The organism is Roseiconus nitratireducens (assembly GCF_008629675.1).
Lineage (GTDB): Bacteria > Planctomycetota > Planctomycetia > Pirellulales > Pirellulaceae > Stieleria > Stieleria nitratireducens.
The window spans coordinates 11,703-34,029 of sequence record NZ_VWOX01000028.1; the positions used below are offsets into that span (position 1 = coordinate 11,703).

The 22,327-nt window shown below is 55.2% G+C and carries 17 protein-coding genes and 29 tRNA genes; 34 read left to right on the plus strand and 12 right to left on the minus strand.

Translation table 11 applies throughout. The features are described 5' to 3' along the window. Window positions 1-185: 185 nt before the first annotated feature. From FYK55_RS26905 to FYK55_RS26915, 3 genes are all read right to left on the minus strand, one after another. Window positions 186-1,142: an H-X9-DG-CTERM domain-containing protein gene (locus tag FYK55_RS26905; RefSeq protein ID WP_150079738.1), complete on the minus strand. Its 957-nt coding sequence runs from the start codon at window positions 1,140-1,142 to the stop codon at window positions 186-188. Next, complete coding sequence (locus FYK55_RS26910) at window positions 1,139-1,528, minus strand: hypothetical protein (protein WP_150079739.1); 390 nt, start codon at window positions 1,526-1,528, stop codon at window positions 1,139-1,141. The genes FYK55_RS26905 and FYK55_RS26910 overlap by 4 nt, the downstream gene beginning before the upstream one ends. 216 nt (window positions 1,529-1,744) lie before the next feature. Next, complete coding sequence (locus FYK55_RS26915) at window positions 1,745-2,023, minus strand: hypothetical protein (RefSeq protein WP_161604782.1); 279 nt, start codon at window positions 2,021-2,023, stop codon at window positions 1,745-1,747. Between the two features lie 87 nt (window positions 2,024-2,110). Here FYK55_RS26915 and FYK55_RS26920 point away from each other — a divergent pair, with 87 nt between their 5' ends. From FYK55_RS26920 to FYK55_RS27085, 34 genes are all read left to right on the plus strand, one after another. Further along, window positions 2,111-2,578 (plus strand): DUF1569 domain-containing protein, encoded by a 468-nt coding sequence (locus FYK55_RS26920; RefSeq protein ID WP_150079741.1) that lies wholly within the window; start codon window positions 2,111-2,113, stop codon window positions 2,576-2,578. A 507-nt stretch (window positions 2,579-3,085) separates the two neighbouring features. Continuing rightward, a tRNA-Phe gene (locus FYK55_RS26925) sits at window positions 3,086-3,157 on the plus strand. 687 nt (window positions 3,158-3,844) lie between these two features. After that, window positions 3,845-3,917, plus strand: a tRNA-Pro gene (locus tag FYK55_RS26930). Between the two features lie 160 nt (window positions 3,918-4,077). After that, a tRNA-Lys gene (locus tag FYK55_RS26935) sits at window positions 4,078-4,150 on the plus strand. A 12-nt stretch (window positions 4,151-4,162) separates the two neighbouring features. After that, a tRNA-Ile gene (locus FYK55_RS26940) sits at window positions 4,163-4,235 on the plus strand. 31 nt (window positions 4,236-4,266) lie between these two features. Then, window positions 4,267-4,339 (plus strand) — tRNA-Lys (locus tag FYK55_RS26945). Window positions 4,340-4,346: 7 nt separating this feature from the next. After that, window positions 4,347-4,417 (plus strand) — tRNA-Thr (locus FYK55_RS26950). 54 nt (window positions 4,418-4,471) lie between these two features. Continuing rightward, a tRNA-Gly gene (locus tag FYK55_RS26955) sits at window positions 4,472-4,542 on the plus strand. An 8-nt stretch (window positions 4,543-4,550) separates the two neighbouring features. Then, window positions 4,551-4,624: transfer RNA gene (locus FYK55_RS26960), tRNA-Pro, on the plus strand. A gap of 16 nt (window positions 4,625-4,640) precedes the next feature. Continuing rightward, window positions 4,641-4,713, plus strand: a tRNA-Asn gene (locus FYK55_RS26965). A 186-nt stretch (window positions 4,714-4,899) separates the two neighbouring features. Then, window positions 4,900-4,975, plus strand: a tRNA-His gene (locus FYK55_RS26970). A 12-nt stretch (window positions 4,976-4,987) separates the two neighbouring features. Beyond that, window positions 4,988-5,060 (plus strand) — tRNA-Asp (locus tag FYK55_RS26975). Window positions 5,061-5,174: 114 nt separating this feature from the next. Next, a tRNA-Glu gene (locus tag FYK55_RS26980) sits at window positions 5,175-5,249 on the plus strand. Window positions 5,250-5,270: 21 nt separating this feature from the next. Beyond that, window positions 5,271-5,353 (plus strand) — tRNA-Ser (locus tag FYK55_RS26985). A gap of 106 nt (window positions 5,354-5,459) precedes the next feature. Then, window positions 5,460-5,530 (plus strand) — tRNA-Trp (locus FYK55_RS26990). Window positions 5,531-5,553: 23 nt separating this feature from the next. Continuing rightward, window positions 5,554-5,625 (plus strand) — tRNA-Val (locus FYK55_RS26995). A gap of 48 nt (window positions 5,626-5,673) precedes the next feature. Continuing rightward, on the plus strand, window positions 5,674-5,940 hold the full coding sequence (locus FYK55_RS27000) for a hypothetical protein (protein ID WP_235909016.1): 267 nt from the start codon (window positions 5,674-5,676) through the stop codon (window positions 5,938-5,940). A gap of 57 nt (window positions 5,941-5,997) precedes the next feature. Then, a tRNA-Leu gene (locus FYK55_RS27005) sits at window positions 5,998-6,071 on the plus strand. 66 nt (window positions 6,072-6,137) lie between these two features. Beyond that, window positions 6,138-6,208, plus strand: a tRNA-Ala gene (locus tag FYK55_RS27010). A gap of 14 nt (window positions 6,209-6,222) precedes the next feature. After that, window positions 6,223-6,296, plus strand: a tRNA-Leu gene (locus FYK55_RS27015). A 12-nt stretch (window positions 6,297-6,308) separates the two neighbouring features. Then, window positions 6,309-6,382 (plus strand) — tRNA-Gly (locus FYK55_RS27020). A 17-nt stretch (window positions 6,383-6,399) separates the two neighbouring features. Then, window positions 6,400-6,472 (plus strand) — tRNA-Asp (locus tag FYK55_RS27025). A gap of 15 nt (window positions 6,473-6,487) precedes the next feature. Continuing rightward, a tRNA-Leu gene (locus FYK55_RS27030) sits at window positions 6,488-6,565 on the plus strand. A gap of 19 nt (window positions 6,566-6,584) precedes the next feature. Beyond that, window positions 6,585-6,668, plus strand: a tRNA-Leu gene (locus FYK55_RS27035). A gap of 182 nt (window positions 6,669-6,850) precedes the next feature. After that, window positions 6,851-6,926: transfer RNA gene (locus tag FYK55_RS27040), tRNA-Leu, on the plus strand. A gap of 12 nt (window positions 6,927-6,938) precedes the next feature. Further along, window positions 6,939-7,011 (plus strand) — tRNA-Val (locus tag FYK55_RS27045). A gap of 194 nt (window positions 7,012-7,205) precedes the next feature. Next, window positions 7,206-7,451, plus strand: coding sequence for a hypothetical protein (locus tag FYK55_RS27050; protein WP_150079742.1), 246 nt, complete (start codon window positions 7,206-7,208; stop codon window positions 7,449-7,451). Further along, window positions 7,443-7,529: transfer RNA gene (locus FYK55_RS27055), tRNA-Ser, on the plus strand. Before FYK55_RS27050 ends, FYK55_RS27055 begins: the two co-directional genes overlap by 9 nt. 95 nt (window positions 7,530-7,624) lie before the next feature. Beyond that, a tRNA-Arg gene (locus tag FYK55_RS27060) sits at window positions 7,625-7,696 on the plus strand. A 70-nt stretch (window positions 7,697-7,766) separates the two neighbouring features. Further along, window positions 7,767-8,573 carry a hypothetical protein gene (locus FYK55_RS27065; protein ID WP_150079743.1) on the plus strand — a complete coding sequence of 269 codons (807 nt, stop codon included), beginning with the start codon at window positions 7,767-7,769 and terminating at the stop codon, window positions 8,571-8,573. Between the two features lie 38 nt (window positions 8,574-8,611). After that, window positions 8,612-8,688: transfer RNA gene (locus FYK55_RS27070), tRNA-His, on the plus strand. 81 nt (window positions 8,689-8,769) lie between these two features. Continuing rightward, window positions 8,770-8,843: transfer RNA gene (locus tag FYK55_RS27075), tRNA-Thr, on the plus strand. 14 nt (window positions 8,844-8,857) lie between these two features. Further along, a tRNA-Arg gene (locus tag FYK55_RS27080) sits at window positions 8,858-8,929 on the plus strand. 176 nt (window positions 8,930-9,105) lie between these two features. After that, window positions 9,106-9,954 carry a slipin family protein gene (locus FYK55_RS27085; RefSeq protein ID WP_201743822.1) on the plus strand — a complete coding sequence of 283 codons (849 nt, stop codon included), beginning with the start codon at window positions 9,106-9,108 and terminating at the stop codon, window positions 9,952-9,954. 183 nt (window positions 9,955-10,137) lie between these two features. Here FYK55_RS27085 and FYK55_RS27090 read toward each other — a convergent pair whose 3' ends face one another. From FYK55_RS27090 to FYK55_RS27130, 9 genes are all read right to left on the minus strand, one after another. Next, on the minus strand, window positions 10,138-10,497 hold the full coding sequence (locus FYK55_RS27090; protein ID WP_150079744.1) for a four helix bundle protein: 360 nt from the start codon (window positions 10,495-10,497) through the stop codon (window positions 10,138-10,140). A 17-nt stretch (window positions 10,498-10,514) separates the two neighbouring features. Continuing rightward, the gene (locus FYK55_RS27095) at window positions 10,515-11,339 is read right to left on the minus strand and encodes a hypothetical protein (protein ID WP_201743823.1); all 825 of its coding nucleotides are present in this window, start codon (window positions 11,337-11,339) and stop codon (window positions 10,515-10,517) included. Window positions 11,340-11,590: 251 nt separating this feature from the next. Further along, window positions 11,591-11,944 carry a helix-turn-helix domain-containing protein gene (locus FYK55_RS27100; protein ID WP_150079746.1) on the minus strand — a complete coding sequence of 118 codons (354 nt, stop codon included), beginning with the start codon at window positions 11,942-11,944 and terminating at the stop codon, window positions 11,591-11,593. A gap of 287 nt (window positions 11,945-12,231) precedes the next feature. Continuing rightward, window positions 12,232-13,242 (minus strand): hypothetical protein, encoded by a 1,011-nt coding sequence (locus tag FYK55_RS27105; RefSeq protein ID WP_150079747.1) that lies wholly within the window; start codon window positions 13,240-13,242, stop codon window positions 12,232-12,234. Window positions 13,243-13,542: 300 nt separating this feature from the next. Continuing rightward, entirely contained in the window at window positions 13,543-17,016 is a 3,474-nt protein-coding gene (locus FYK55_RS27110; protein WP_150079748.1) for an endo-1,4-beta-xylanase, read from the minus strand. A 397-nt stretch (window positions 17,017-17,413) separates the two neighbouring features. Then, complete coding sequence (locus FYK55_RS27115) at window positions 17,414-18,316, minus strand: DMT family transporter (protein WP_150079749.1); 903 nt, start codon at window positions 18,314-18,316, stop codon at window positions 17,414-17,416. A gap of 254 nt (window positions 18,317-18,570) precedes the next feature. Continuing rightward, window positions 18,571-19,437, minus strand: a complete 867-nt coding sequence (locus FYK55_RS27120) for a hypothetical protein (protein WP_150079750.1) — start codon at window positions 19,435-19,437, stop codon at window positions 18,571-18,573. Between the two features lie 98 nt (window positions 19,438-19,535). Beyond that, the gene (locus FYK55_RS27125) at window positions 19,536-20,078 is read right to left on the minus strand and encodes a DUF3592 domain-containing protein (protein ID WP_150079751.1); all 543 of its coding nucleotides are present in this window, start codon (window positions 20,076-20,078) and stop codon (window positions 19,536-19,538) included. A gap of 838 nt (window positions 20,079-20,916) precedes the next feature. Beyond that, the gene (locus tag FYK55_RS27130) at window positions 20,917-22,284 is read right to left on the minus strand and encodes a hypothetical protein (RefSeq protein ID WP_150079752.1); all 1,368 of its coding nucleotides are present in this window, start codon (window positions 22,282-22,284) and stop codon (window positions 20,917-20,919) included. Window positions 22,285-22,327 lie beyond the last annotated feature (43 nt).

A 22,327-nucleotide genomic window follows, 5' to 3' on the forward strand; every position in this document is an offset into this window, starting at 1 on the left:
CGCTTCGGAGTCGGCTACCGGAACACCGCAAGAGATGGCAGAAAAGTGCTGCGGGTGCCGACATCGATGAGCGAATGGCAATACCAGGACCGACCCCAACTTGCCCAACCGACGTCTCGAACAATCTGTAATGACGTGTGATTGGCACCTGACTCGGACCTTAGAATACGCGATCACAAAACGACCTACAAACCTTCTTTCTGATGTCGCCCTAGTTGCTCAAACAGCTTCCCGTCAATTCCGTAGTCAACAAACCTGATTGAACCGTCGCCCATCAACATCAAGGCCCCGGACGGATGCATGCTTCCGTATCCAACTTCGCCGCGCTTCGAGCTCGTCCAGTCATCGCGGACGCCAAGCTTCAGTGAACGCAGTGCATCCGGATCTGCCCAAGGAGCAAATGCCGCATTTACATCGCCTGCGAAGATCGTGTTGCCTAGACTGTCAAAGTCATTGAAACGGAAAATGGAATTGCTGCCAAATACATCGGGGTTCCCTGCCCTGTGGCTCAGACCGAATCCGTCGGGTGACCAGATGGGATTTCCCTGTGATGGACAAATGGCTTCGTAAAAGACGGTTCGGAAGTTGTCCGCGTTTTCAGGGGAATTCCACGGCTTAGAATCATCGATGTCAGGCCGTTGGTAAAGCATGTAAGATCCCACTGAAAACAGCCAACTTTGGTCGCGGGACTCTGACACGGTATTTGGACGATAAGTCGACAAGTCGCTGTCTCGAACTGCTTGGGTCTTACTGACGAACATTGCTTCGGGCGATGTGATCAGCCACCCAATTTGGTGTGTAACGCCAGCTACCCCGATGCCAACAACGAATAGCATCATGCACAACAAGACAAGTGAAACGCTTGATCGGAGTCTCCAGCGAATCTGTGCATCGGATGGTCGCTTCGCATTGATCTCGAACACCAGCCACCGAAGTAGATAGTAGCTACACCCAACAGCAATACCAAAGCTGCAGACGAAAACGGCAACCCCTCCCGGTTGCACTTCGACTTGCGGCAATTCGCTGAAGGCAAAAGAAAGCCAACCTGTTAGAAGTGTGCTGGAAACCGGAGCGGGAACACACAGAAAACCGATCAGCACAATGACACAAACCACCAATGCCCCTTTCAATCGTCGAGTCATTGCTCATTCTCCAGAGTATAGGTAATGCCATCTTTCTTCCATGCTCCCGGCGTGAGCAACTCGCGAGCTCCCGAGACCATCGTCAGCACGAGGACGAACAAGGCTCCCCATAACAAGACAACCGCGACCGCCTTCGACCAGGAAAGATGCGGCAGCCAACCTGAGTCCTTGGCAATAACGTTCCAAAGCAATTTCACAGCCACGGACGCAGCACAGATTCCCGCCACGAAGAACGAAATTGATCGCAATCTCGCTTCGGCCGGACCGGAGAGCCGCAGGAGCGTATCAATGTCTTCCGGCAATGCCCCAGGCATCCCGGCAGGAGCGGGCGATGCAGCAAGAACACAACAAGAAAAGAGTAGGAGAAGTTGCTTTGCTAATCGCATTTGCAATCAGTCCCGCCCATGCAGAACAAAAAGTTGAACCTGATAGAAAGAGTTGCGCCGGACGTTCTTTATCGCCGCGACAGATTGTAGCACGATCGAGCTAGTGATGGCGCGAGGTAACACCCGCCTAATTACCGAAGCGACGAAACTGCCCCCTTCCAACTGGCTCCGGTTTCATCGACCGGAAATTCATTCACACGCGAACTTCCGCCGGCATCAGGGGCACTCGCCCTCGATTCCGTGCTGCAGAGCCATGAAGGCCGAGGGTTGTTTGCCTGGCTCGATCTCAACGGATGTAAAGAGAACGTGACCTGCAAGCTCGTTATCCAGTTCGGCCACGAGAGAGAGGATCGGTTCCCCGGTTGGGTCATCGAGCGTTTCGTCAACAAGGCCGGAAATCACTGGTCCCTCGTCGTCGCCAAACGCACTGCGATGAACGGCAAGGATCGAGTCGCGACCAGGATCTCTTGAGACTCGTATTTGGACGACGTTCAAGTTCATTGCTCATGTTCAGAAACAAGTAGGCTTCGCTATATTCCGGTGGTGCAGGGAATTCAAATTCTACGCGTTTAATCAGAACTCATGAGTGAACTCCGCAGTTTGCAATTCGAGACTCTCGATTCGGCCGTCGATGATGCTCGCCAGCTGTTGGTGGCTGGCTACGTCCGTCATGGGAACTGGTCGCTTGGACAGATCTGTCGGCATTTGGTTCTGGTTCAGGATCCGAGTATCGATGGCTATCCGATTTGGATGTCGCTGTTTGCTCCGCTGCGTCCATTGATGCGGCGATGGCTGTTGCCAAAAGTGCTGGCGCCAGACTCACCTCGCGGTATCCGGACTGCTCCGATGTTCGTGCCGCCGGACAGCTTGGACGATGCAGCTGAGGTGGAAGCGTTCTCTGCCAGCGTCGAGCGTCTGATCAATCACTCCGGCGAATTCGCTCCGCATCCCGCGTTCGGCCGAATGCCTCGTGACAAGATTCTCGCAATTCACACGGCACATGCCGCTCATCATCTGAGGTTCCTATGCAGCGGAAACGCAACAGATTGAGTTACCAGCCAAGAAAACGAGAAATGCGCGAGTACAGTTGCACCGCCGGATTCGTTTGACTCTTGTGCGAAAACATGGAGGAGTTTTTCTGAGAAGCTGAAACAATCTCCGATCCTGGCGCATCTACCTTTGCGAAAGCGAAATTTTTCGCGAACCATGCCAGACAATTGGCGTCTATTACCCCAGAACCTAACAAGTCACAACCCAGAGAAGCGAGCAAGAGCTTTCTGATGTTTACGAAACAGCAATCAAGTCGACTCGAACGGATACACGAAGGGAATACCTTCGGCGATAGCGATTTACGTTATCAGCCCGGTAATGCCCCGGCCCAGTATCAATCGACTCTGGGATTGCTCATGTGACACTCGCTTTTCAAGCGAATCGCTTTCTTATGAAGGCTCGGTGTCACGCAGGCATCGAGCCTTTTTTCATTAGATATTTAGCTGTTGAGGCGGTAGGTGTTTAGAAACCTACAGCCTAAACACCTAATGCCTAAACCCCTATCGCGGGCTGGTAGCTGAGATGGTCTAGCGGCGGTTTGAAGCACCGCAGACGAGGATTCGAGCGCCTCCCGGCCCACTTGCGCTGAAAGTACGCGCACACCGATCTTTGGCAATTTGAACAACAAATCGTCCGTGATGTCGCCCGGACGTTAAACCGATCTGCCCCGGTATGGGCGTTCGGCTCTCGCAAGAGAGATAGACGAAAGGCTGTCTGGGAAGCGGCGTTCATCCGTCGCCAGCCCCAGCGATGAAGCCGGTGGATAACCGTGTGGGAACGGGACGCCACCAAGTAACTGATGGTAAGAGTCGCTGTCCCATCAGCGGAGTGCTGCCTGAAAGACCACGGATTCAGTACGGCTATCGTGGAACGTGCCAACACGCTTCGTAAGCGTGGGACACCAAGTGTCCGGGAAGTTGCCGACTCCTTCGGGAGAGGGCAACAAGCCGCGCGTGTGACAGAGTTGAAGTGCCTACATCGGTCGCCGAAAGGTGATCGAGCTGCCCGAAAGGGGATCAGTGGACTACTTCCCGGAGTAGAAAGCTGGTCGAGCGAGGTGCGAGTGTCCGACGGGATGCTCAAACCTAACCCAGAAGACTCGTTGCACTACTGCCTGCTGTTGGGCGATGGAGACATCAACAACAGGGGTGAAGGTGATGAAGCGTTTAACACGCGCGTGTGCAGACCTCGAGGAGCCGGAAGGCGTTGATTCGAGGGCCATCACCGAGTCGGAATAGAGCTTGCGCTAAAGCCGACTCAATTTTTCGGATACAGGTGCAGATGGAAGCACGCCTGCTTTGGGAGCAGGAGGGTCTCGGTTCGACTCCGAGGTGTCCGACTTGGAAAGAAACAACATGGTAGTCGAGGGCTGGTTGTCCAGGCCTTGCTGATAACGAGGTTGTGCCGAGTTCGATCCTCGGGGCTACCACTTGCGACAGATGACACGAAGGAGAAACACGATGCTGCTGCGATTGAAACGCATACCCCAAATCGATCTTGGGGTTGTGGTGTAACTGGCAGCATGACGGACTTTTAATCCGTTCGGCGAGAGTTCGAATCTCTCCGGCCCCACTTGCTACGCATCGGCGTGTAGCTCAGGGGTGAGAGCGGCGTCCTTATAAGGCGACGGTCGCGGGTTCAATTCCCGCCACGCCGACTGAATCGAAACAACGACAACGAAACAATTTGGGATTGTGGCAGACAAGGTAATGCATCGGTCTCTTAAACCGAATCATGTGAGTTCGATTCTCACCGGTCCCACTGAATAGCACTGATGGTCTAACGGAAAGACGCCTCCGTCGTAACGAGGCAATGCGGGTTCGATTCCGGCTCGGTGCTCTTTGCAGCGCTTCGGCGCTGATTGATTTTTGACAATTTGGTTGTGATGCAAATGCGCCCATGATGTAGCGGCAGCCTACTGCCTTGCCATGGCGGAAGTGTGGGTTCGACTCCCACTGGGCGCTCTTGTTATCAGGATGTGGGAAAGCTTGGTATTCCGCGTGCTTCGGGTGCACGAGATCGCTGGTTCAAATCCAGTCGTCCTGACTTTTGTGAATAACAATCCGGTGTGGCCCAATCGGTAGGGCGGCTCCCTGTTAAGGAGACGAGTGATGGTTCGAGTCCATCCGCCGGAGCTTTGATGATTGCAAGAAAGATTCTCTCCGGCGCGTAGACGCGACGTGGGCCTTTGAAGTCCGCAGATCGGGTGCGATTCCCGGACGGAGTGCTGAGTTTACGTTTTACACCGAGGCGGCAACTGTTGGTCGTTGCACCTGGCTCTGAACCAGGAGAACACAGGTTCGATTCCTGTCCTCGGCGCTGTGGCCAGATCTGGTGCTGGTTTCCAGAGACTCACTGTGAATGAGTTTGTCGCCGGTTCAATTCCGGTTGGTCACCCTGAACCAATTCGGTGGTAAGTCCCTCTGGGAAGGGAACTTGATTGTCTATCAAGTCGTTGCGGGTTCGACTCCCGTTGCCATCGCTTTCATCAAGCCGCATTCGACTACTGGCTAGGTCGGCTGCTTCTCAGGCAGCAGGAAGGAGATCGAAACTCCTATGCGGTACTTGGCTGACGAACAAGTCGGCCGCAAATCACGGCGTGGTAGATTCTGTTGGCAGAATTGTCTGGCTTTCATCCAGGAGTCCGCGGGTTCGATTCCCGCTCACGTCGCTGCGTTTAAACGCAATTTACGGAAGTCACCCGGCCGGATGAGGACACTGTCTTGAAAACAGCTGCGGGTAAAACCGTTGTGGGTTCGAGTCCCACGGCTTCCGCTTGAAACAACTTGGGAGCGTTTCCACACGGGAGGTTGTAACCCTTCTGCCTTTAATTGTGTGGTAGCTGGCGAGAGGTGCGATTCCTTGCGTTCCCACTTGATTCACGTCCTTGGTGTAACGGTAGCACTGCTGATTCCAAACCAGTAAGTCAGGGTTCAAATCCTTGGGGACGTGCTCTCCGGATCGACAATTTGAAAAGTCCTGTGGTCCAACGGCTACGACACCTGTCTTACAAACAGGAAACGATGGTTCGATTCCATCCAGGACTACTTACGCGTCGCGGTGACGCTGCTTCATGCCAAACTTGGAGAATGACGATGGCCAAACAAGTCAAATACGTGCAGTGTGCGATGAAACGCGCGGTCGCCGGTGGCTCAGTGCGGACAACGTCATACATTCCTCAGCAGTTTGCGACGCTGGGTCGTGTTTTGAAGCTGAAAGACGAACTCGATCGCTGGGTTGATGGATGGGTGGTTGAGTGCGTCGGCCATATGGTCGTCGATGCCGCGGATGCTCCCGACTATCGGAAAGCGATTCGGAACCATCGGAAGTCGACAGGCGACAGTCAACCGCGATTGAAATGACGAATCAAGGCTTGCCGGTCGGTGTGGTGAAATCCCATCGGTCGGTAAGCATCGGACGCCCAGATACGCCAATCGGCAGAGCGACTCGGCTTAAACCCGAGTGTTTGCAGGTTCGATCCCTGCTCTGGGTACTGAAAAAAGTCGCGGAAGAGGCGAACCAGCAACAACTGGTCGACCTCTTCAAACACGAAACACATGGGGCGCTCGTCCAACGGGAAGACGTCTGTTTTGCAAGCAGAAGATCGGGGTTCGATTCCCCGGTGCTCCACTCATTTCGATTACGGCTCGGTAGGCAATTGGCAGACCACTTTGGCTTAGAACCAGAGATGCTGTGGGTTCGAGTCCCACCTGAGCTACTGAAACATCATGCGGGTGTAGTGTCCAACGGCCAGCACGATTGGCTTCCAACCAATTAGTCTCGGTTCGAATCCGAGTGCCCGTACTTTTTCGTGATCAAACGTCCTCGTGGAGCAGCGGAGTGCTCGCTTGCCTGTCACGCAAGAGGTCGTCGGTTCAAATCCGATCGGGGACGCTTTTCAAATCGAACGGCGTGGTACGCAAACCGGTAAAGCGGCGAAGCTCAAACCTTCGTGATTGTTTGTGGGTTCGACTCCCTCCCGCGCTACTTTTTTCCAACAACAAACAGCCAAGTGGCGGAACAGGTAGACGCGCGACCCTCAGACAGTCGTGCCCACAGAGGCGTGCGAGTTCGACTCTCGCCTTGGCTACTTTTCAAAACGACATTGCAGGTGCGACAGATGTCCAACTGATCGTCATAAGGTCGGTGTGCTCGGCTCGATACCGAGACCTGCAACTTTGGATGCAACAACGACGCGGATGGGCCAGTGCTCAGCCAGGCCTCATAAGCCAGGACCGCCGGGTGCGACCCCCGGATCCGCTACTTTCATTCGGCCGGGTACGCAAACTGGCAAAGCGGTCACGTTGAGGGCGTGGCGATTTTGTGGGTTCAACCCCCACCTCGGTCACTGGCAATAAATGATCGCGTGGTCCAGCGGCGAAGACGCCTGCGTGACATGCAGGAGAACGATGGTTCGATTCCATCCGCGGTCACTTTTGAAACGATAAGGTCTGTAAGTGTTGCGGCAGCACGCGTCTGTGGTATGGACGAAGACCGGGTTCAATTCCCGGACGGACCTCTGAAATGGGCTGGCATGTTCCATGGGGGCGACAGATCCTTGCAAGATCAGTGAGAAGGGTTCGATTCCCTTGCGGTCCACTCAATTTAGAAGAGAAGGAAAGGCAACTTGAATTCAGTCAGGATTCGTTTTGTTGGCGAACCAGGAGAAGCTTGTCACTTCATCAAGACCGGCCCCATGGATCAGATGAATCCTCCGGCTATTGAGTTTGGTGGAGGTGATATTGCCGAAGTGCAACTCCGGATCTCAGAAGCTGATGAGCACTGTGTTGACATCAAGTTCGCCGATGGAACCTGGGCATATCAAGTACCCCGCGATTTCTTTGAAGAATTGAACGAACAGAACGGAAGGTAGCCGGATACGGCTTGCCGGGCCGGTTTGCTAAACCGTGCGACTTCCTGAGTCATGTGGGTTCAAATCCCATGCCTTCCGCTTAGAGATAGCGATTTAGCCATTAGCGAATTAGCGATTAGCAAAGATGAGAACAGCTAACTGCTAACAAGCTAAATGCTAACCAGCCTAATCCTGGCTCGATGGTGAAACGGAAATCATCTCCGGCTTCTAACCGGAAGTTCCGGGTTCGAATCCTGGTCGGGCTGCTGCCGAGATCGGTCACGTTGGCCGCCGGCGTCATTCCTCGTGTTTTGACACTTTTAGAAAGGGTATGTCATGGGCATGCATCAGATTGAGCGTCAATTCACGCGGATTGGCGCTCGAGCGAAGATCCATCCTCCGGTTGTGAACCGATGGACCAAGGTTGAAGGCGTTTCGATCGACATCGGTAACGATGCCGAAGGCGAGTTCTTCGATATTTCCGTAGAACGACCCGTGCTTGCCGAAACCCGCGTCCTCGATGTTCAGCCATCGCTGCGGCACTTGCTGCTGATGTCGGATCAAGACGACGGAAAGCACAAGTTCCTGTGCGGTCACGATGAGCGTCATTGGTTTGTTGCAGCGGTTCCTGAGCGAGCTGCCGTGTCAACGGTAAAGACTGCGTTCGAGGCACTGAAGCCTCCCGCCGTGCGAAGCCTCGAGAATCGACTCGGGGTGAAGCCACGCAAGCGAAACCGTCGACGCAACGAAGCTTTCGTACGACAGGGTGAATGGTTCTTCGTTCCCGTTGAAAACCCGGGATTGGTTGATGAGCGTTGGGTTCTGCGAAACGAGCCGATCGCCCGCGGTGGCGGAAAGCCTCACATTTGTGAGGAACTGGTTCGCCAGGGAGGTCAGCTGGTTTACGTCAGCAGCCAGCATCCAAACGGATTGACCGAAGGTCAGCGACGGCGATTGATCAGCCGTAAGCCGGAACTTCGTCATCTGCACTGGGTAGCTCAGCGACGCAACCCGAGCGTGTTTGTCCGTGGACGTGTGCGTCATCCCGATCACAAGACGATCATCTTGAACGGATGGCACCAAGTCATGATGAACACGGAAAACGAATCGTTGGCGATGCGACACGTCGCATTCATCGATTAAGCCGCGGCTCTGCTTCACTCGCGGAGCCGCTTTAACACGGTGTCCGTGGTGTACTCGGTTTGTGCACACTTGCCTGTGAAGCAAGAGGTAAGGGTTCAAATCCCTTCGGTCACCCCTTTTTGAGAGCTGTGAGTCTCGAGCGATGAGTCCTGAGCATTTGCTCACAGCTCAAGACTCAAGTCTCAAGACTCACCATGCCGACGTGGCTCGATCTAGAAAGGCGCTGCTCTTGTAAAGCAGACCATGCTGGTGCGAATCCAGTCGTCGGCTCTGAACTCAAATATGGCCCGTGAGTGTGCTGGACAGCATGACAGTCTTCGAAACTGTCGGACCAGGTTCGATTCCTGGACGGGTTACTTGCCTCGGCGGCGTCAGGAGCGAGCGAACAAATGGATCCTGCGTTCACCATTCGAAATGACCGCTCAGATTTTCCACATCTGACAAGCTTGTACTTCACATCGGCTCCGCTCCGAGGCTCCTTACAAACGTTTCAGAAGAATCATCGTTCACGCAAACCCAGAGGAGGTGCATCATGATGATTAGCGGTGCAGGACGAGAGTTCATCATCAAGGACACCCACCGAGGGTTGTACTACGAAGACGGTAAGCTGACCAAGGTGATCGAAGCCGGTCGTTACAAGATCCCGCGACGACACCGATGGCTACGACGACGACCGACCGTCGAGTGCATGCTGGTCGACGTTCGTGAGCGAGAGCTGACGATTAAGGGCCAGGAAATCCTGACGGCCGACAAGGTCGCGATTCGCGTCAGCATCCTGGTTCAGTTCCGCGTGACCGACCCGAAGGCGGCGATCCACACGGTCGACAACTTCGAAGACCGACTGTACAGCGATGTTCAGTTGGCCGCACGTCGATCGCTGGCGTCGATGACGCTGGAGGAAATTCTTACCAACCGAAACCGGCTGAGTGAGGACATCCTGTCAGACGTCACCGAATCGGCCAACGGTTACGGTGTGGCGATTCGCCGAGCCGACGTGAAGGACTTGATCTTCCCGGGAAACCTGCAGGAGATCATGAACCGAGTGTTGGCCGCGGAGCGACACAGCCAGGCACAACTGGTCGAAGCGCGAACGCGAGCGGAAGTCGAACAGATCGAAGCTCAGTCACGTGCGGAAACCACGCGTCGCGATGCCGAAGCGGAAGCCCAGGCACGACGTCTGCGAGAGCAGGCCGAAGCGGAAGCGACGCGAGCGAAGGCGGTGGCCGAAACGCAAGCTTACGAGGAACGAGTCAAGGCTGCGGAGGCGCTGGAAGGCCACCCGGCACTGCTGCGACTGGCCGAACTCGAAACGCTGCGTGAACTGGCCAAGAACGCCAACGCGCGACTGTACCTCAATGGAAGTTTGAAGGAAGAAGTTTGAAGTGTGAAAGCGGTGACGCACGGACCAATTTCACTCTTCACTCTTCACTCTTCAAACTTCTTTCCCGTCCTTGGAGTGTGCTGGATCGCACGCGACTTTGCGGAGGTCGTAGACCAGGTTCGATTCCTGGCGGGGACACTTTGGAGTTGTGAGTCTCGAGTGATGAGTCTTGAGACGGAAGTGTCAGACCTTTTGCCGCAACGATTTGATGAGCCCGGCGAGGACTCGCGCGGTTTCGTCAGCTTGCATTGCAAGCTTTTTGCCTACATTGGAGTCGGTGTAGCCGAGGCGACTGGCAATTGTCAGCTGATACTCAACCTCGCGAATTGACCCAAACGCCATGTCGAGGAATCGCAGAAAATCAGCTTCCGAGCTACGAGCGCTGCCCTCGACGATATTCGACGCGATTGATACCGACGCCCGGCGGAGCTGGGACGTCAACCCGAACATTTCATCCTGGGGGAATCCCTTGGTCGCCGAGTAGACTGCCAGAACCAAGTCATCGGCCAGTTCGAACGCACGAAGTTTCCGGTGATCTCGCATTTTTTTGCCCCTTCGCCTTAGAACACGCCTTCTCTTACTTGGCCTCGCTTGAGACCCTTGCGGAAGACGACCAAATTGTCGGGCGTGACCGTTTCGTTTTCCGGTAAAGCGACATCACCTTTGTCGCTGCTCATTTGATTGACGCTCTTAAGCTTGGAAAGGACGGGCGCACCCTCAACGGCCGTCGCTGAATCATCGTAGTAATCAAACCACGGGAGGCCCGCATCGGTATAGGATTTGGCGGTTGGCGCCGGATGCGGTGGCATAGCTCCCGTGATTGCTTGCCATACCATCGAGTTGCACAGGTGAACAAAACACCGCCCACCGACGTCCATGTTCCAATCGTCTAAATCATACGGATCGTCGAAGATCTCCTGTCGCATTCTTCCGCCCGGTGCGAGCCCCATATCAGGAGCGGCCATGCAGAAATTTAGCGTCATGTCCGCGGTTTCCATGAAAGCCTCGGAACGTGACAATTCCATCCGGCCCAACTTGGGAAATCGTCGCTCGAAAACATCCCGCTTCATCGGATAGACTGCCAGTTGCAGCCCGCCATGTTCTGCTTTCCCAGTAATTTGCTCTTCGGCAGAGTAGCCGGCGCCGAGCGGCATCGCAACGAACTGACGGATCAATCCTTTCTCCACGACGTAACCATCCAACCACGGTTGCTTTGGGGCAATCAGATAGTTCTGCGGTTTTCTCCTAAGGCCGTCCGTCCACGCCTCACCGCTGACCGCGCATTGCTTTCCGGTCGCAACCTTGATCGCGAAAGGATACGGCTGCCAGCGATCCTGGATGGTCGTCGTAATGAAGTTCAACCACATCGCTTCAGATTGGTACATCGGCAACATCACGCCACCGCGCTGAAGCCATTGCGACGGTACGTTGGCAGCCTGGTCATCGACGTGTCGCATCGGGAACGCACCTAGCCCTGGCGGTAGCGGGTACGTCTTGTCATCATCCGGTATTCGAAGCGTTCGCTGGAACTCAATGCGAAGCGTCGCCTGTGGATGAACTTCGGGGAAGGAAAATGTCAGTGCATCGCGTTCTAACTCGATCATTTGTGTCACCCGTGCTCTACATAGGAATGGAACTACCAGTCACCGTCGCGCACCTCGCGTACGAGACGCAGAACCGCATGGTCCGGCAGATCCTTTAGCTGCCGGATCAAGTCGGCAAACAACTTCGGCCGACGCCGGATAATGGCCTGCAATTCACCGGAGACTTTTCCAGCAAGCGCCAACATGACATCCGGATCTTCACCCAACTCACTTGCCAAAGCGGCGATGGTTTTTTCCGACGGAGGCGCCTGCTGCCCCCGCTCGACCTTGCTGAGATACGAAGGCTCAACGCCCACACGCTTCGCGAGTTGCCGAACTGAGAATTTGGCATCACCAGCCCGGCGCTGTTCGCGAACCTTCCGCAAATAGTCACCGAAATCGCTCATGCGTGTACCATATACGACACACCCCGCATTGCAATCGTGTGAGCGTAGAAAAAGCCAGAAACTATCGTCGGGGGATTACCCAATGTCGGTTGGCTACCCGAGCCCGACCGACCCGGCGTTCGCAAACACGCCGTCGCACCCCGCCCAAGTCGCGCTCTCGTTTCTCTGACCGAGACCAACTCCCCCAGAAAAGAATGCGAAGTTGGCTCCGCCCTTGCGACGGTCTCAACCGAGAACTCTCAGAGTCTCTGGCTCATTGGCGATCCCGGTTAACACAACCAAGAATCTCAGCCGGAACATCGTGTCACCAAATCGGCAACTTCAGGCTTGGACCTCCCATAGGACACAATGCCAATATCGAGATCGTGGTCGCGGAATTTTACGACCGCCCGCTCGATGGCTGCGGTGATCCACTCGTCACGGTTACCGAAGACGCCTCCGCCAAGCAGCGTCAGGAAAACGGTCTTAACACCGGTTCGGGATGCGTTCAGGATCGCGGCGCAAATCGTCGCCTCATAGGCTGAATCAAGAATCAATTTCGCGAAGTCGGTCCAGGCTTCGCAGGGCTGCCTCCCATACGCCACGGGTAATCCGGAACAGTACGCTTGAGAAACGCGATGCCCGGCGTTTGGCAGCGTGACTTCCGCGTTCCATTGCAAGCCGATTCTTAGCTCACTCCGCAGTTCATCGAGTTCAGTCTCGCTGGCCAACTGTAGGCGAGTCGTGATCTGCTCAAGGCCTTGGTCGGTTGGGAACAGATAACCGTTTTCCATCGACCAGAGCTTGCCATTTGAATTGCCGAGCGACTTACCAAGATCGGCCGAGCAGTCGATCTGCCGATGTGCAGATTGTCCAATAATAGATTGACCGTCGGTATCGACCACAGGAGCAAAGTAGTTGCGGTAGATCGTGCCGGCTCCGCAAGCGATTGCGCAGGTGGGGCCTTGAGTGTGATCGTGCTCATAAATGCCAACACCGCGTTCGGGTGTCACTGAAGGGCCGGCCATTTCCAGCAAGTTAAATTGGGACGCGACCTGAAATAGAGCATTCGCATTGTCCGGATCCGAGTGCAAATGCCGGACATCACCAACGACTTCGCGAACTCTCGCTTGGCCTCGAGGGGCGTCGAGAGACGCTACCGCTGACCGAAGCTCAGCAAGATTTGGTGTCTCTAAACGACCGAACGCAATCCTGCTCCCGTTTGGGCAAACAATACAATCATGGTCAACCGAGAGTTCACGCCGAACTTGCTCGGGTGATTCTTCGTCGATACCGGTAATGTCTTCAAACCAAGTCATCTCATTCCTATTGATCGGCCGCGGAGATCTCTAGGTGGATTCTGGCCAAACGGACATGAATAGCACTCCGCATGCTCCCATTCGGCGGTCGATGCCCGACATCAACGCCCCCGATGGCGATGACGCGACAAGGCAGCGAATCGTCCGTGATCACTACCAATACAATCTCGGCTTGCTTCCTGCACACCGAAAGCATCGCGGTCGGTGATTGCACCCAAAATTTTCACGGCACGAGCCTAAAAGGAGCACGGTTCGAGGGCGAGCATTCAGCCGAGTTCTCCATGCTAGTCATGATCGAAATCAGAGTCCTGGGTTCCCTGTCGGCGGTGGAGCATGATCCACCTGTGCCGGCGGACCTAGGATTCGCGTTAGCACGGAACGTATCGCGTCGCCCCATAGTTGGTATCCAGGTTTTTCTAGATGGATGCCGTCCGATGAAACGGCTGGCAACAGTCGCCCATCAGAATCCACCAGCTGCTGGTTGATGTTGATCCAATGAATTCGCTCATCCGCCTCGCTAAGCGCCTTCAGGTGCTTGTTGATCTCTTCAATCGTTTCGGCCAAGGCTGCGTTCTGATCGCGAGGAAACATGGCGGTCAGCACGATCGGCACGTCTGGAAACCGCGAGCGAAATTCCGCGATGATTGCCTGGATGCCTCCCACAACGTCAGCGACATGCGAACTGTCTGCGGGACCTTGCCAAGGCAGGTTGTTGGCCCCGGCCTGAAGACAAACGACTTTTGGTGTAACTCCATCGAGTTCACCATTCCGCATCCGCCACAGGATGTGGTGCGTGCTGTCGCCGCCCCAGGCAAAGTTTGCTGCGTTCCAACCGTGGAAGGTCTGGTTCCAGTGAGCCAGCAGTTTTGGGTAGTCGGTCGCGCCCCATCGACGCGTGATCGAGTCGCCCTGAAAGTAGACGTCAATCTTCCCTTGCTTGGCTTTTTCCAGCAGCTGCTTGTGTGCTTCACGTGAATTCGCATCGTTTCGCGGAAATGCCGCATGCGCGATGTCGCGAGATTCCTGCTTTCGGGATGACAGGAAACCATAGACCGCATCAAAGGCTGGCTTCGGCTGACGGTTGCGATCGAACAGGAGCGGGTGATTCACTCGTTTCCACGGGAATTCGTTGAGCCAACTTTGCCCATCGTGCAGGTTCCAGAACGACACTCTGGCGATCGTGTCACTGTATTCGTCGAACAACCTGAATAGCTCGACGTACTGACTGACCATCTGTTGTTCGACATCAGGTGGCAGGCCATCTTTGTACGGATCAAACGTCTCCAGTTCGTCGCGGTACTTGCCGTCATCAGCCCACCAGCGGCCCCGCGTCACCACGTCAATGTCAAGTTCGGAAACAACCACCTTGATGTTCAGTTTGCGAAGTTCTTCAAAGGTCTCACGTAGCTCAGTGAGTGAGTCGTCGCCGCGTTCAAAATGTCCCTGCATTCCGTATGCGTCGACCGGAGCTCCAGCATTCTTAAGTTGCTTCAACAGTTCGATAAGCTTCTTTCGCTTGTCTGGTTTGTGTCCGTTGTAGTCGTTGTAAATCAACAGTGCGTCGGGGTCGTTGGCACGAGCTGCCTTGAATGCCGTGACGATAAAATCGATGCCCGCTGTTCGAGAATAAATCGAATCTCGCAGCAGGCCATCGTCGCTGTCGCCAATCGCTTCGTTGACGACATCCCATTGTGTGACGACGTCCGCGTAGCGTCGCACAACGGTCTCCACATGCGTCTTGATTCGATGCAGCAGTTTTTCTCGGGAGACCGGACGATCTCCTTCCTTCATCATCCACGCATCCGTGCGGTCGTCTTTTGCCCAAACGAGACAATGACCGACCATTTCCAACTTGTTCGCACGGGCAAACTCTGCCAGTGCATCGGGCTGCTCATAGACCCATTGTTCTTCTCCGGGATGGATGCCCTGCGGCTTCATGCAGTTCTCAGGGGTCAGTATCTGAAAGTGTTGACGAATCAACGCGACGTCTTCCGGGTTTTCAATCACCTGATGGCTGATTCCCACGCCGATTTTGAATCGTTTGCCCACTGCGTCTTTCAGTGCCGGTGCGACGTGCGCTGCCTCGAGTCCTTCAGCACCAAACGGATAGGTTGTGATTCCAATTTTATCGAGCAAAGCTCCGTTTTCTCGGTACTTGATGACGAGAGTGTGCTTGCCGGGATCTAACTTGGCCGCAGTGAGTTTGACCCACTGCCAGCCGTTGGTCCCCAGGCCGTTGGCCGCCACGAAGTCTTCGTCGTCAATCTTCAGCCAAAACGAATCGTCGTCTGCCGTCGGACAATTCACTCGTGCGTGGAGATAATATTTCGCATTCTTGGTCGTTGTGAAGGGAACCGTCAGTGCACCGTTGCTGCCCTCTGGGACAGCTTGCGGACTTTCCATGCCGGGCTTGACCGTGATGTACTTTCCTCCCGATGCCTTCGGGTCGTCTTTGATCTCCCAGTCGGATCCGGGATCCATTGATTCTGCTTCAAAGGTGAACGTCTCGATGTCCGTGCTGCCCAAGGTTGGGAAGGTCGACTTTCCTTTTGCCCAACCGTCGTACCAGAATTCGTGCTCCACCAGATCAAACGGATGCTTGGTGACGTTGGTGTCGGCATCCTTCTTGTCCAGCAAGAACTTGTCCACAAAGGATTCGACCTCCCCACGCTGACTTTCCGGAAGTTGACAGTGTTGGTGGCCGCCAACGATGGAAAAGCCAAACCGGTCACCAATGCCGAAGGTCTTCCAGACCTCGTGTGCGGCCCGGCACGAAACATAACCTGACTCGTCGGCCAGCCACTCGTAGTCAGGATTGCCCAGCACCAACAAAGCGCGCGGAGCTACCATTGCCATCAGTTCGTGATGGTCGTAGGGAAGCTTCTCGACAGCGGCGGAAAACTGGAACATCTCTTCTGTGAACCAGGCTCGGCTGGTCTTGCCGAGAGTCTCGACGTTGCCGAGCGTCTCCGAAACACGCCAGGCAGCAGCTCCTCCTCCGCCAGACTCTTGAGCGATGGTCAGCGCGATGCGTTCGTCCAAGGCTCCGGCAAACAGGGCCATCTTTCCCGCGAAAGAACAACCTGTCACCGCGAGGTGGTGACGGTCAATGGGAAGATCTTTCTCGACAAGCTCAAGGCCATCGATGATTCGACTGATTCCCCATGGCCAGGCGCTGTAGGCGCCGATGTGCGTTCGTTCCGGGTAGAGTCGGTTGATAGGCTCGTTTCCGCGTTTCTGCTGGTGAGCCATCACTTGGTTGAAATCAAATGCAATCGTTGCGATCTTTCGACTCGTGAAGATATCTCGGGGCAAGCTTCCGGTCCCGCCACCGAAGCCGATCCCGATGACGGCAGGGAATGGACCGTCGCCATCGGGAAGCTGAACACGCGCCGTCAGGGTCAGAGTTTCGCCCTTCTCAGTCATCTTTACTTCGAGCGTGCCGTCTTTGAAGCTGGCCGCAATGTCTTTCGGACGCGGCGGCTTCTCGCCAATGCCATACTTCTCGATCTCCGCTTTGATCTCCGAGCGTCGACGAGCCCAGTCCTCGAATTCGGTGGAACGTCCGCTGCCATCTGACCAGGCAAAGGGATCAGGAAGGGGCCGGACAATCGGCAACTCGTCGAAATCGGCCAACGTGGGATCTGAAAACTCTGAGCCCGTATGCTCGACGTCGTAAACAAGCGGGATGTTCTGCGCGAGGCAATCGACCTGGGCAAAAACGAAGACCGTGACCGTTGAGAGGATCACAGCCTGTGGAGCGAATCTAAGCATGCTTATTGAATCTCCAGGAACGACTTCGTTTCCAAAATTTCGGGGTCACGCTACAAATCCTTCGTACCTGTCGGACGAAACCTAAACTTCCGCGAAGGATTCATCATTGTCGACGCAAACACAGGTGTGTTGCGACGATGGAAAACGGAAATTTTGCGTCCGGGATCCAGGAAAAGCAGCAGTGATTCTTCCCCGTGATTGTATCCGTTATCCGCATGTGCAGCTCGCCAAAGACGATGAAAGGATCAAGGCATTTCTGCTTGATCGACGGGACGAAACGCTCCACAAACGTATCGGTAGTCGGTGATCAAATGGCAGTCCTTAGATTTTTGATCTTCCTGCTGGCGAAGACATCAGCGAACGCCCGTCGCTTCGAGACAAAGCCTGAATCCATTTGCTACTCAGCAACCGGTAAATCGGAAGTTGCCTCTCCATCGTTAGAACGCACGCTCATCGCCGTCACCGTTAGCAATATCAGCGCCATGCCGACGATCTGCAGCCCGACCAGGTGTTCCTCTAAAACCACGACGCCGAATAACGCTGCGGTGACCGGCTCGACCATTGCCACGATTGATGCGACCGCTGGCGTGGTATGCTTCAGCCCGATGAGGTAGAGCACGAATGACAGTCCCGCGCCAAACACTCCGAGTGCTGCGAACAGCGGCCAACTGGGCGTGCGGAGGACGGCGACGGCCTGGTCGAAATCGCCCGGCCAGACGAGGATTGCAAGCAGTGTCGTGAACGCGATGACGAGAATCGCCTGCGGACTGCCGTACGGCGCTGCATACTTGAAGCCGAAAATAAAGACCGCGTAAGACAGCGCCGAAAGCAGCCCGGCGGCAACGCCGATCGGTGTGACGGCGCCTGCTCCAATCTCGTAGATCCGTGTCAGCAGCACGACGCCGAGCATCACCATCGCGATCGCGGCCCACTTGAGCGGAGTGGGCGTTTCAAGCTTCAGTACGAACGACACCAGATAGACGAATACCGGTGCGCAGTACATCAGGGTTGCCGCAACCGCGACGCTGCCTTCGGAAATGCTGACGAAATAGAATGCGAAGTTACCCGCCACGCCCAGACCGGCAAGCGCCGACCAGAACCAGAGCCGGCGATTTGCTAATCCGCTGCCTTGCGGGCGCAACGCCAACCATCCGAGAACAAACAGGAGCCCGATCGCTCCCCGGTAGAACGATACCACGAACGGGTCCCAGCCGTCGGCCATGAGGATCCCGCCGATCCCACCCGACAGTCCCCAGAATAGCGCCGCGAGCACCACCATTGCCGTACTCACGTTCGCCATTTGTCTCTTTCGAGTTGATGGGATTGGTTGGATCTGCACATCCTCGGCGATCCGAGGGAAAATCCGATTGACACTCCTTCTGTGGCCCATCCGAACAGACCGACCCAAATAAGTGGATGCATGTTACCGCATCACTTTTGGCAAGTCAGCGGGGAAATCGGCGTCCAACTCGCTCAAGAAATCGAGTGTCGTTGTACCGATCGTCGGTTGAGGCGGGAATCATCGTCTCTCCAGCCACGGGTTTCTTCGCCCTACTATTTAGAATCGTGTTCCTTGCTTGGAGTTTCATCGGGCGGTGACAGACGTCTCAGCCAAACTTTCCGATGCCACGCAGCAGGGTCGTCGGCGTGCTTTCTGATGAAGGCCTGCAAGTCTTGGGTGGATGCCGTGAGAATCACGCGTGTCCTGCGCGCGTGCTGAAGCTCCGTCGGATTTTCGCTTAAGTATTTTCCAACCCACCGGGAATCGAGAAAAGCAATCGTCAACGCATCTTCTTTCAGGGCCAGTTGTGCGACGGTATGGAAGGAGAACAGGTGCACCTTGGCCAAATCACTGAGTTGTTCGAACTCTTCGTTGTGCTCCGACAAGCACAGGTCCAAATACCTTCGATCGCCGACTTCAAACAGATGCGCGCTAAACACGTCGGTCTTGTCATCCTCGGTGGTAAACTCCAAGCGATAGGACGCGTCATTCCTGTAGCGGGAGAATTTCCAACGTCCGCGAATGGGTCCGGTCTTGGCATCCCAGCTCCCGACGAGTTCTGCGTCAAATTGAGTCTCGTCCTTGTTGTAGAAAGGGTGCAGGGAGGGAACACAGCCCGTAGCCAGCGCAACGACGACAAAGCTAAACGCAAGTGTTCGACTGAATCTCTGCGACCGGCGGCGTGGTCGACGGAAGTGGCAACCATCTTTCTGTGGAGTTTCCCTGATCAAAGAAACGTGGTTTTGATGTCCGTGATGAATCATTGGCCTTGCTCTCGTTTCGCAGCTCGTCCCGGAGCCTTTGTTGGGGCAGGTGATCGGCATCGTCTTTGCTTCGATTTCATTCTTCGGCGGTGCAATCTTTCTGTGTGGTGCACGGTTCCCTTCAATGGCACCGCTATTGGTTGCAACCCGGAACATGCTTCCGCCGGAAGACCAATGTTAGAGCAACACTGGGGTCGATTCGACGTTCTCGGAATTCATTCGACTCACTAGTGCCATTTTGTTTCGACTGAACTTCACTCTGACGCGGATGCGGCCTCGGCTTTGCGACGTCTGGCAAGCTCAGCTGCTCGACGAGCATTGCTGCGTTGCATTCCCCAAATGCAAAAGAAAATGAACAAGAAACCGCAGACGACCGCAATGAAAGTCCATTGCGTCTCACCCGGCGAGCGATCAATCACGGCGAACTGGGGACGCTCCGGGTCGTACCACCCCTGAACCTTCGCTCCGACCGGATACTCTCGCAAAATTGCGGCAATCGTTTCCTTGGGCCGGCACGTTTGAGCGACGTTGGGCCGCAAGCGACCGTCTCGAAATTCTTGATTCCCAACGGTGTAGGCAAAGCGGATCTCTGCGGAGTAGCCACTCACCTCCATCCCGCAATACTCCATTTCGCTTTGCACCACGATCCCGGTCACTGGTTCGTACGCCCAGGTTCTTATCAGCGGACGAAACAGGATAAAACTGATTCCGCCTGCCAGCAGCACGAAGAGTGCGATGTACCACGGCATGAATCTCCGGCGGATTCGCTCCATCGTCTGTGGTGGTGATTGATTCATTGCATCGCACCCAGCCGTCACTTCATGAAGCCATTCCAAAAATGAGGAAGGCAAAATCCTAGGCGTTCGACTGTCATTTTAACGCCTACGGCGACGACACCTTCACCAAGGCTCGCACAGAAATGAGCCGACACAGCGCCCCTGCGCAGATCGTCATCAGCGAAATCGGCTGTCTTGCAAAGCCGATCAAGTTGCCATGCAAGGTGCGGCAACGACAGACCGACCGTGACCAGAAGCGTGCTCTCATGGCACACTACCGTGACCACACCTGTGCGTTTCTCGGGCTGCTGAACTCATGGCTAACTGCCAGCGAAACGCTTGAAACAGGCCCACGCCTGAGCGACAATCCACCCACCCGGTGGCGACTGTGTGCCCCGACCATGCCTTCAGATTCTTTACCCCAATGATCGGGAGCATCGACGTGATCTGAATCCTATCGTGTCTTTACTTGGCCATCGGATGACGAGTGGCACGGTCGGGACACAAATCGGATTGTTGATGGCGTACCGGCAAGCGATACGGTGAACGTATGCAAACGCAAGTAGTAGCGTAACTATTGCGCAAGACGCTTCGTGGTAATTTTGCCTGCTTTGGCGTTTTGTTACGCCGTGCCATCAGTACGGCGTGCAATCTGGCAGCGTGTGATGCGGTGATTGAACTTGTCCCCAGATTCCAGGTCCAGACAATGAAAAAGGGAGCGGTCTGCAGAACGAGTTGTGAAGCTAAGCTGATTCAGATGAACCCTTGGTGACATCACGTCAAGCGATTCATTTGTCTCATGATTGCGGCACGCAACACGCAAACCAGTTTCAGCGTCGGTTACGCCGTCGAGTCATCTTCAGCGAACCGGCGTAGCAATTGAATCCGTCATTCGACGGTCCACGACGTCAAAGATTTGCCTCGTCTGTTTCGAGACCGACCAGTGAGCTTCAATGAAACGAAGGTAGTTGCGAAGTCGCTTCGTCATGCGGCGCTGTGTCGACGCGACAATTTCATCATGCTTCGCCGGGTCAAGTTCCAGCGACCCTCCGATCCAACCAATTCGCTCGCAGTCCTTGCCGAACCCAAAGACATCGCTTCGAAGCGTCCGATTGACGCCATCCGAATCCTCGTATCCCCAGATGTCGAACCGTGTTTCGGCCCGATCTGGGTGAATGCGGGCCACCATGATCGCTTCCGCAATCGTGGTTGCATCGTGAGCAATCTCGACGCGTCGGTCCGTCGAGACCTCGGTCCAATCCATTCGCACAAGCCTATCGAGAAGACGCCGCGATTCTTCGGCTGCCCGGAAGAATTGACGCGGCTGGGTACTTGCCGCCGACGCTAAATCACTCAGTCTTTCCAACGTGACTTCGAGTGTTTGTTGTTCACGCATCGAAGCGTCGCTTCGCTGCAATGCAACGTTGACAAACCAGTCGATCGACGGACCGCTTGGAACGGCATATTCGTATTCACGCAAGATATGCAGAATCCGCTGACTGCCCGGCAGGTCGGGTTGTTCGGCGGCCTGGATTAGACTTGCCGCCATCATCGACATGAAGTGTCGCGCTGATTCGGCTTGGTCCTCTCGCGGGTTCTTTTTCGCGTAGGCGCTCACAAAAGACTCTAGCGTAGTGCCAATACGTCGATCTTTTAGCAGACGTAAGTCTGTGGGAGTGATCGCCGCCGCCGTGTACGGTCGCTCACCCGCGATCGCCATCCGGTAAAACAAGTCGTCGGTACCCAAATTCCAAAGGCCCGTCTCGCCCAGGTGCGTCGAGTCGACGTGATGAAACACTTCATGGTGAAATGTGAGCGCAAGTTGTCCATCGGAATAGTGCGCCGCGGCGATTGCGTCGGCCCCGTTGTAAACACCGAAGTAACGATAGCCGCCAAGTTCGTGATCGTATTCTCGACCGGCGTCACTGGTGGTTCTCGAAACACATGCGTCGAACACACCGATTGTCGTCAGCCCCATGTCACCAAAGTAGCGCGGCGGATAAAGCTTGACTTCATCCAAGCAAATCCGGACGGAACGGATTCGAGCACCATCACTGAGCGGACGCAGGACATCGTGATACTTGCCTTCGGGCAGATCATCGCGATGAAAGACGATGCGAGCACCAGAGTACTCTTCGAACTGCCGCAGCAAATCATCAAGCGAGGGCGCGGACTCCGTCGCCCATGCTTGCACGTGCGACAAGATTGACAAGAAGACGAGTAGCATGACGCGGTTCATTCGAGCAGCATACAATTTCCATCCAAGAAGA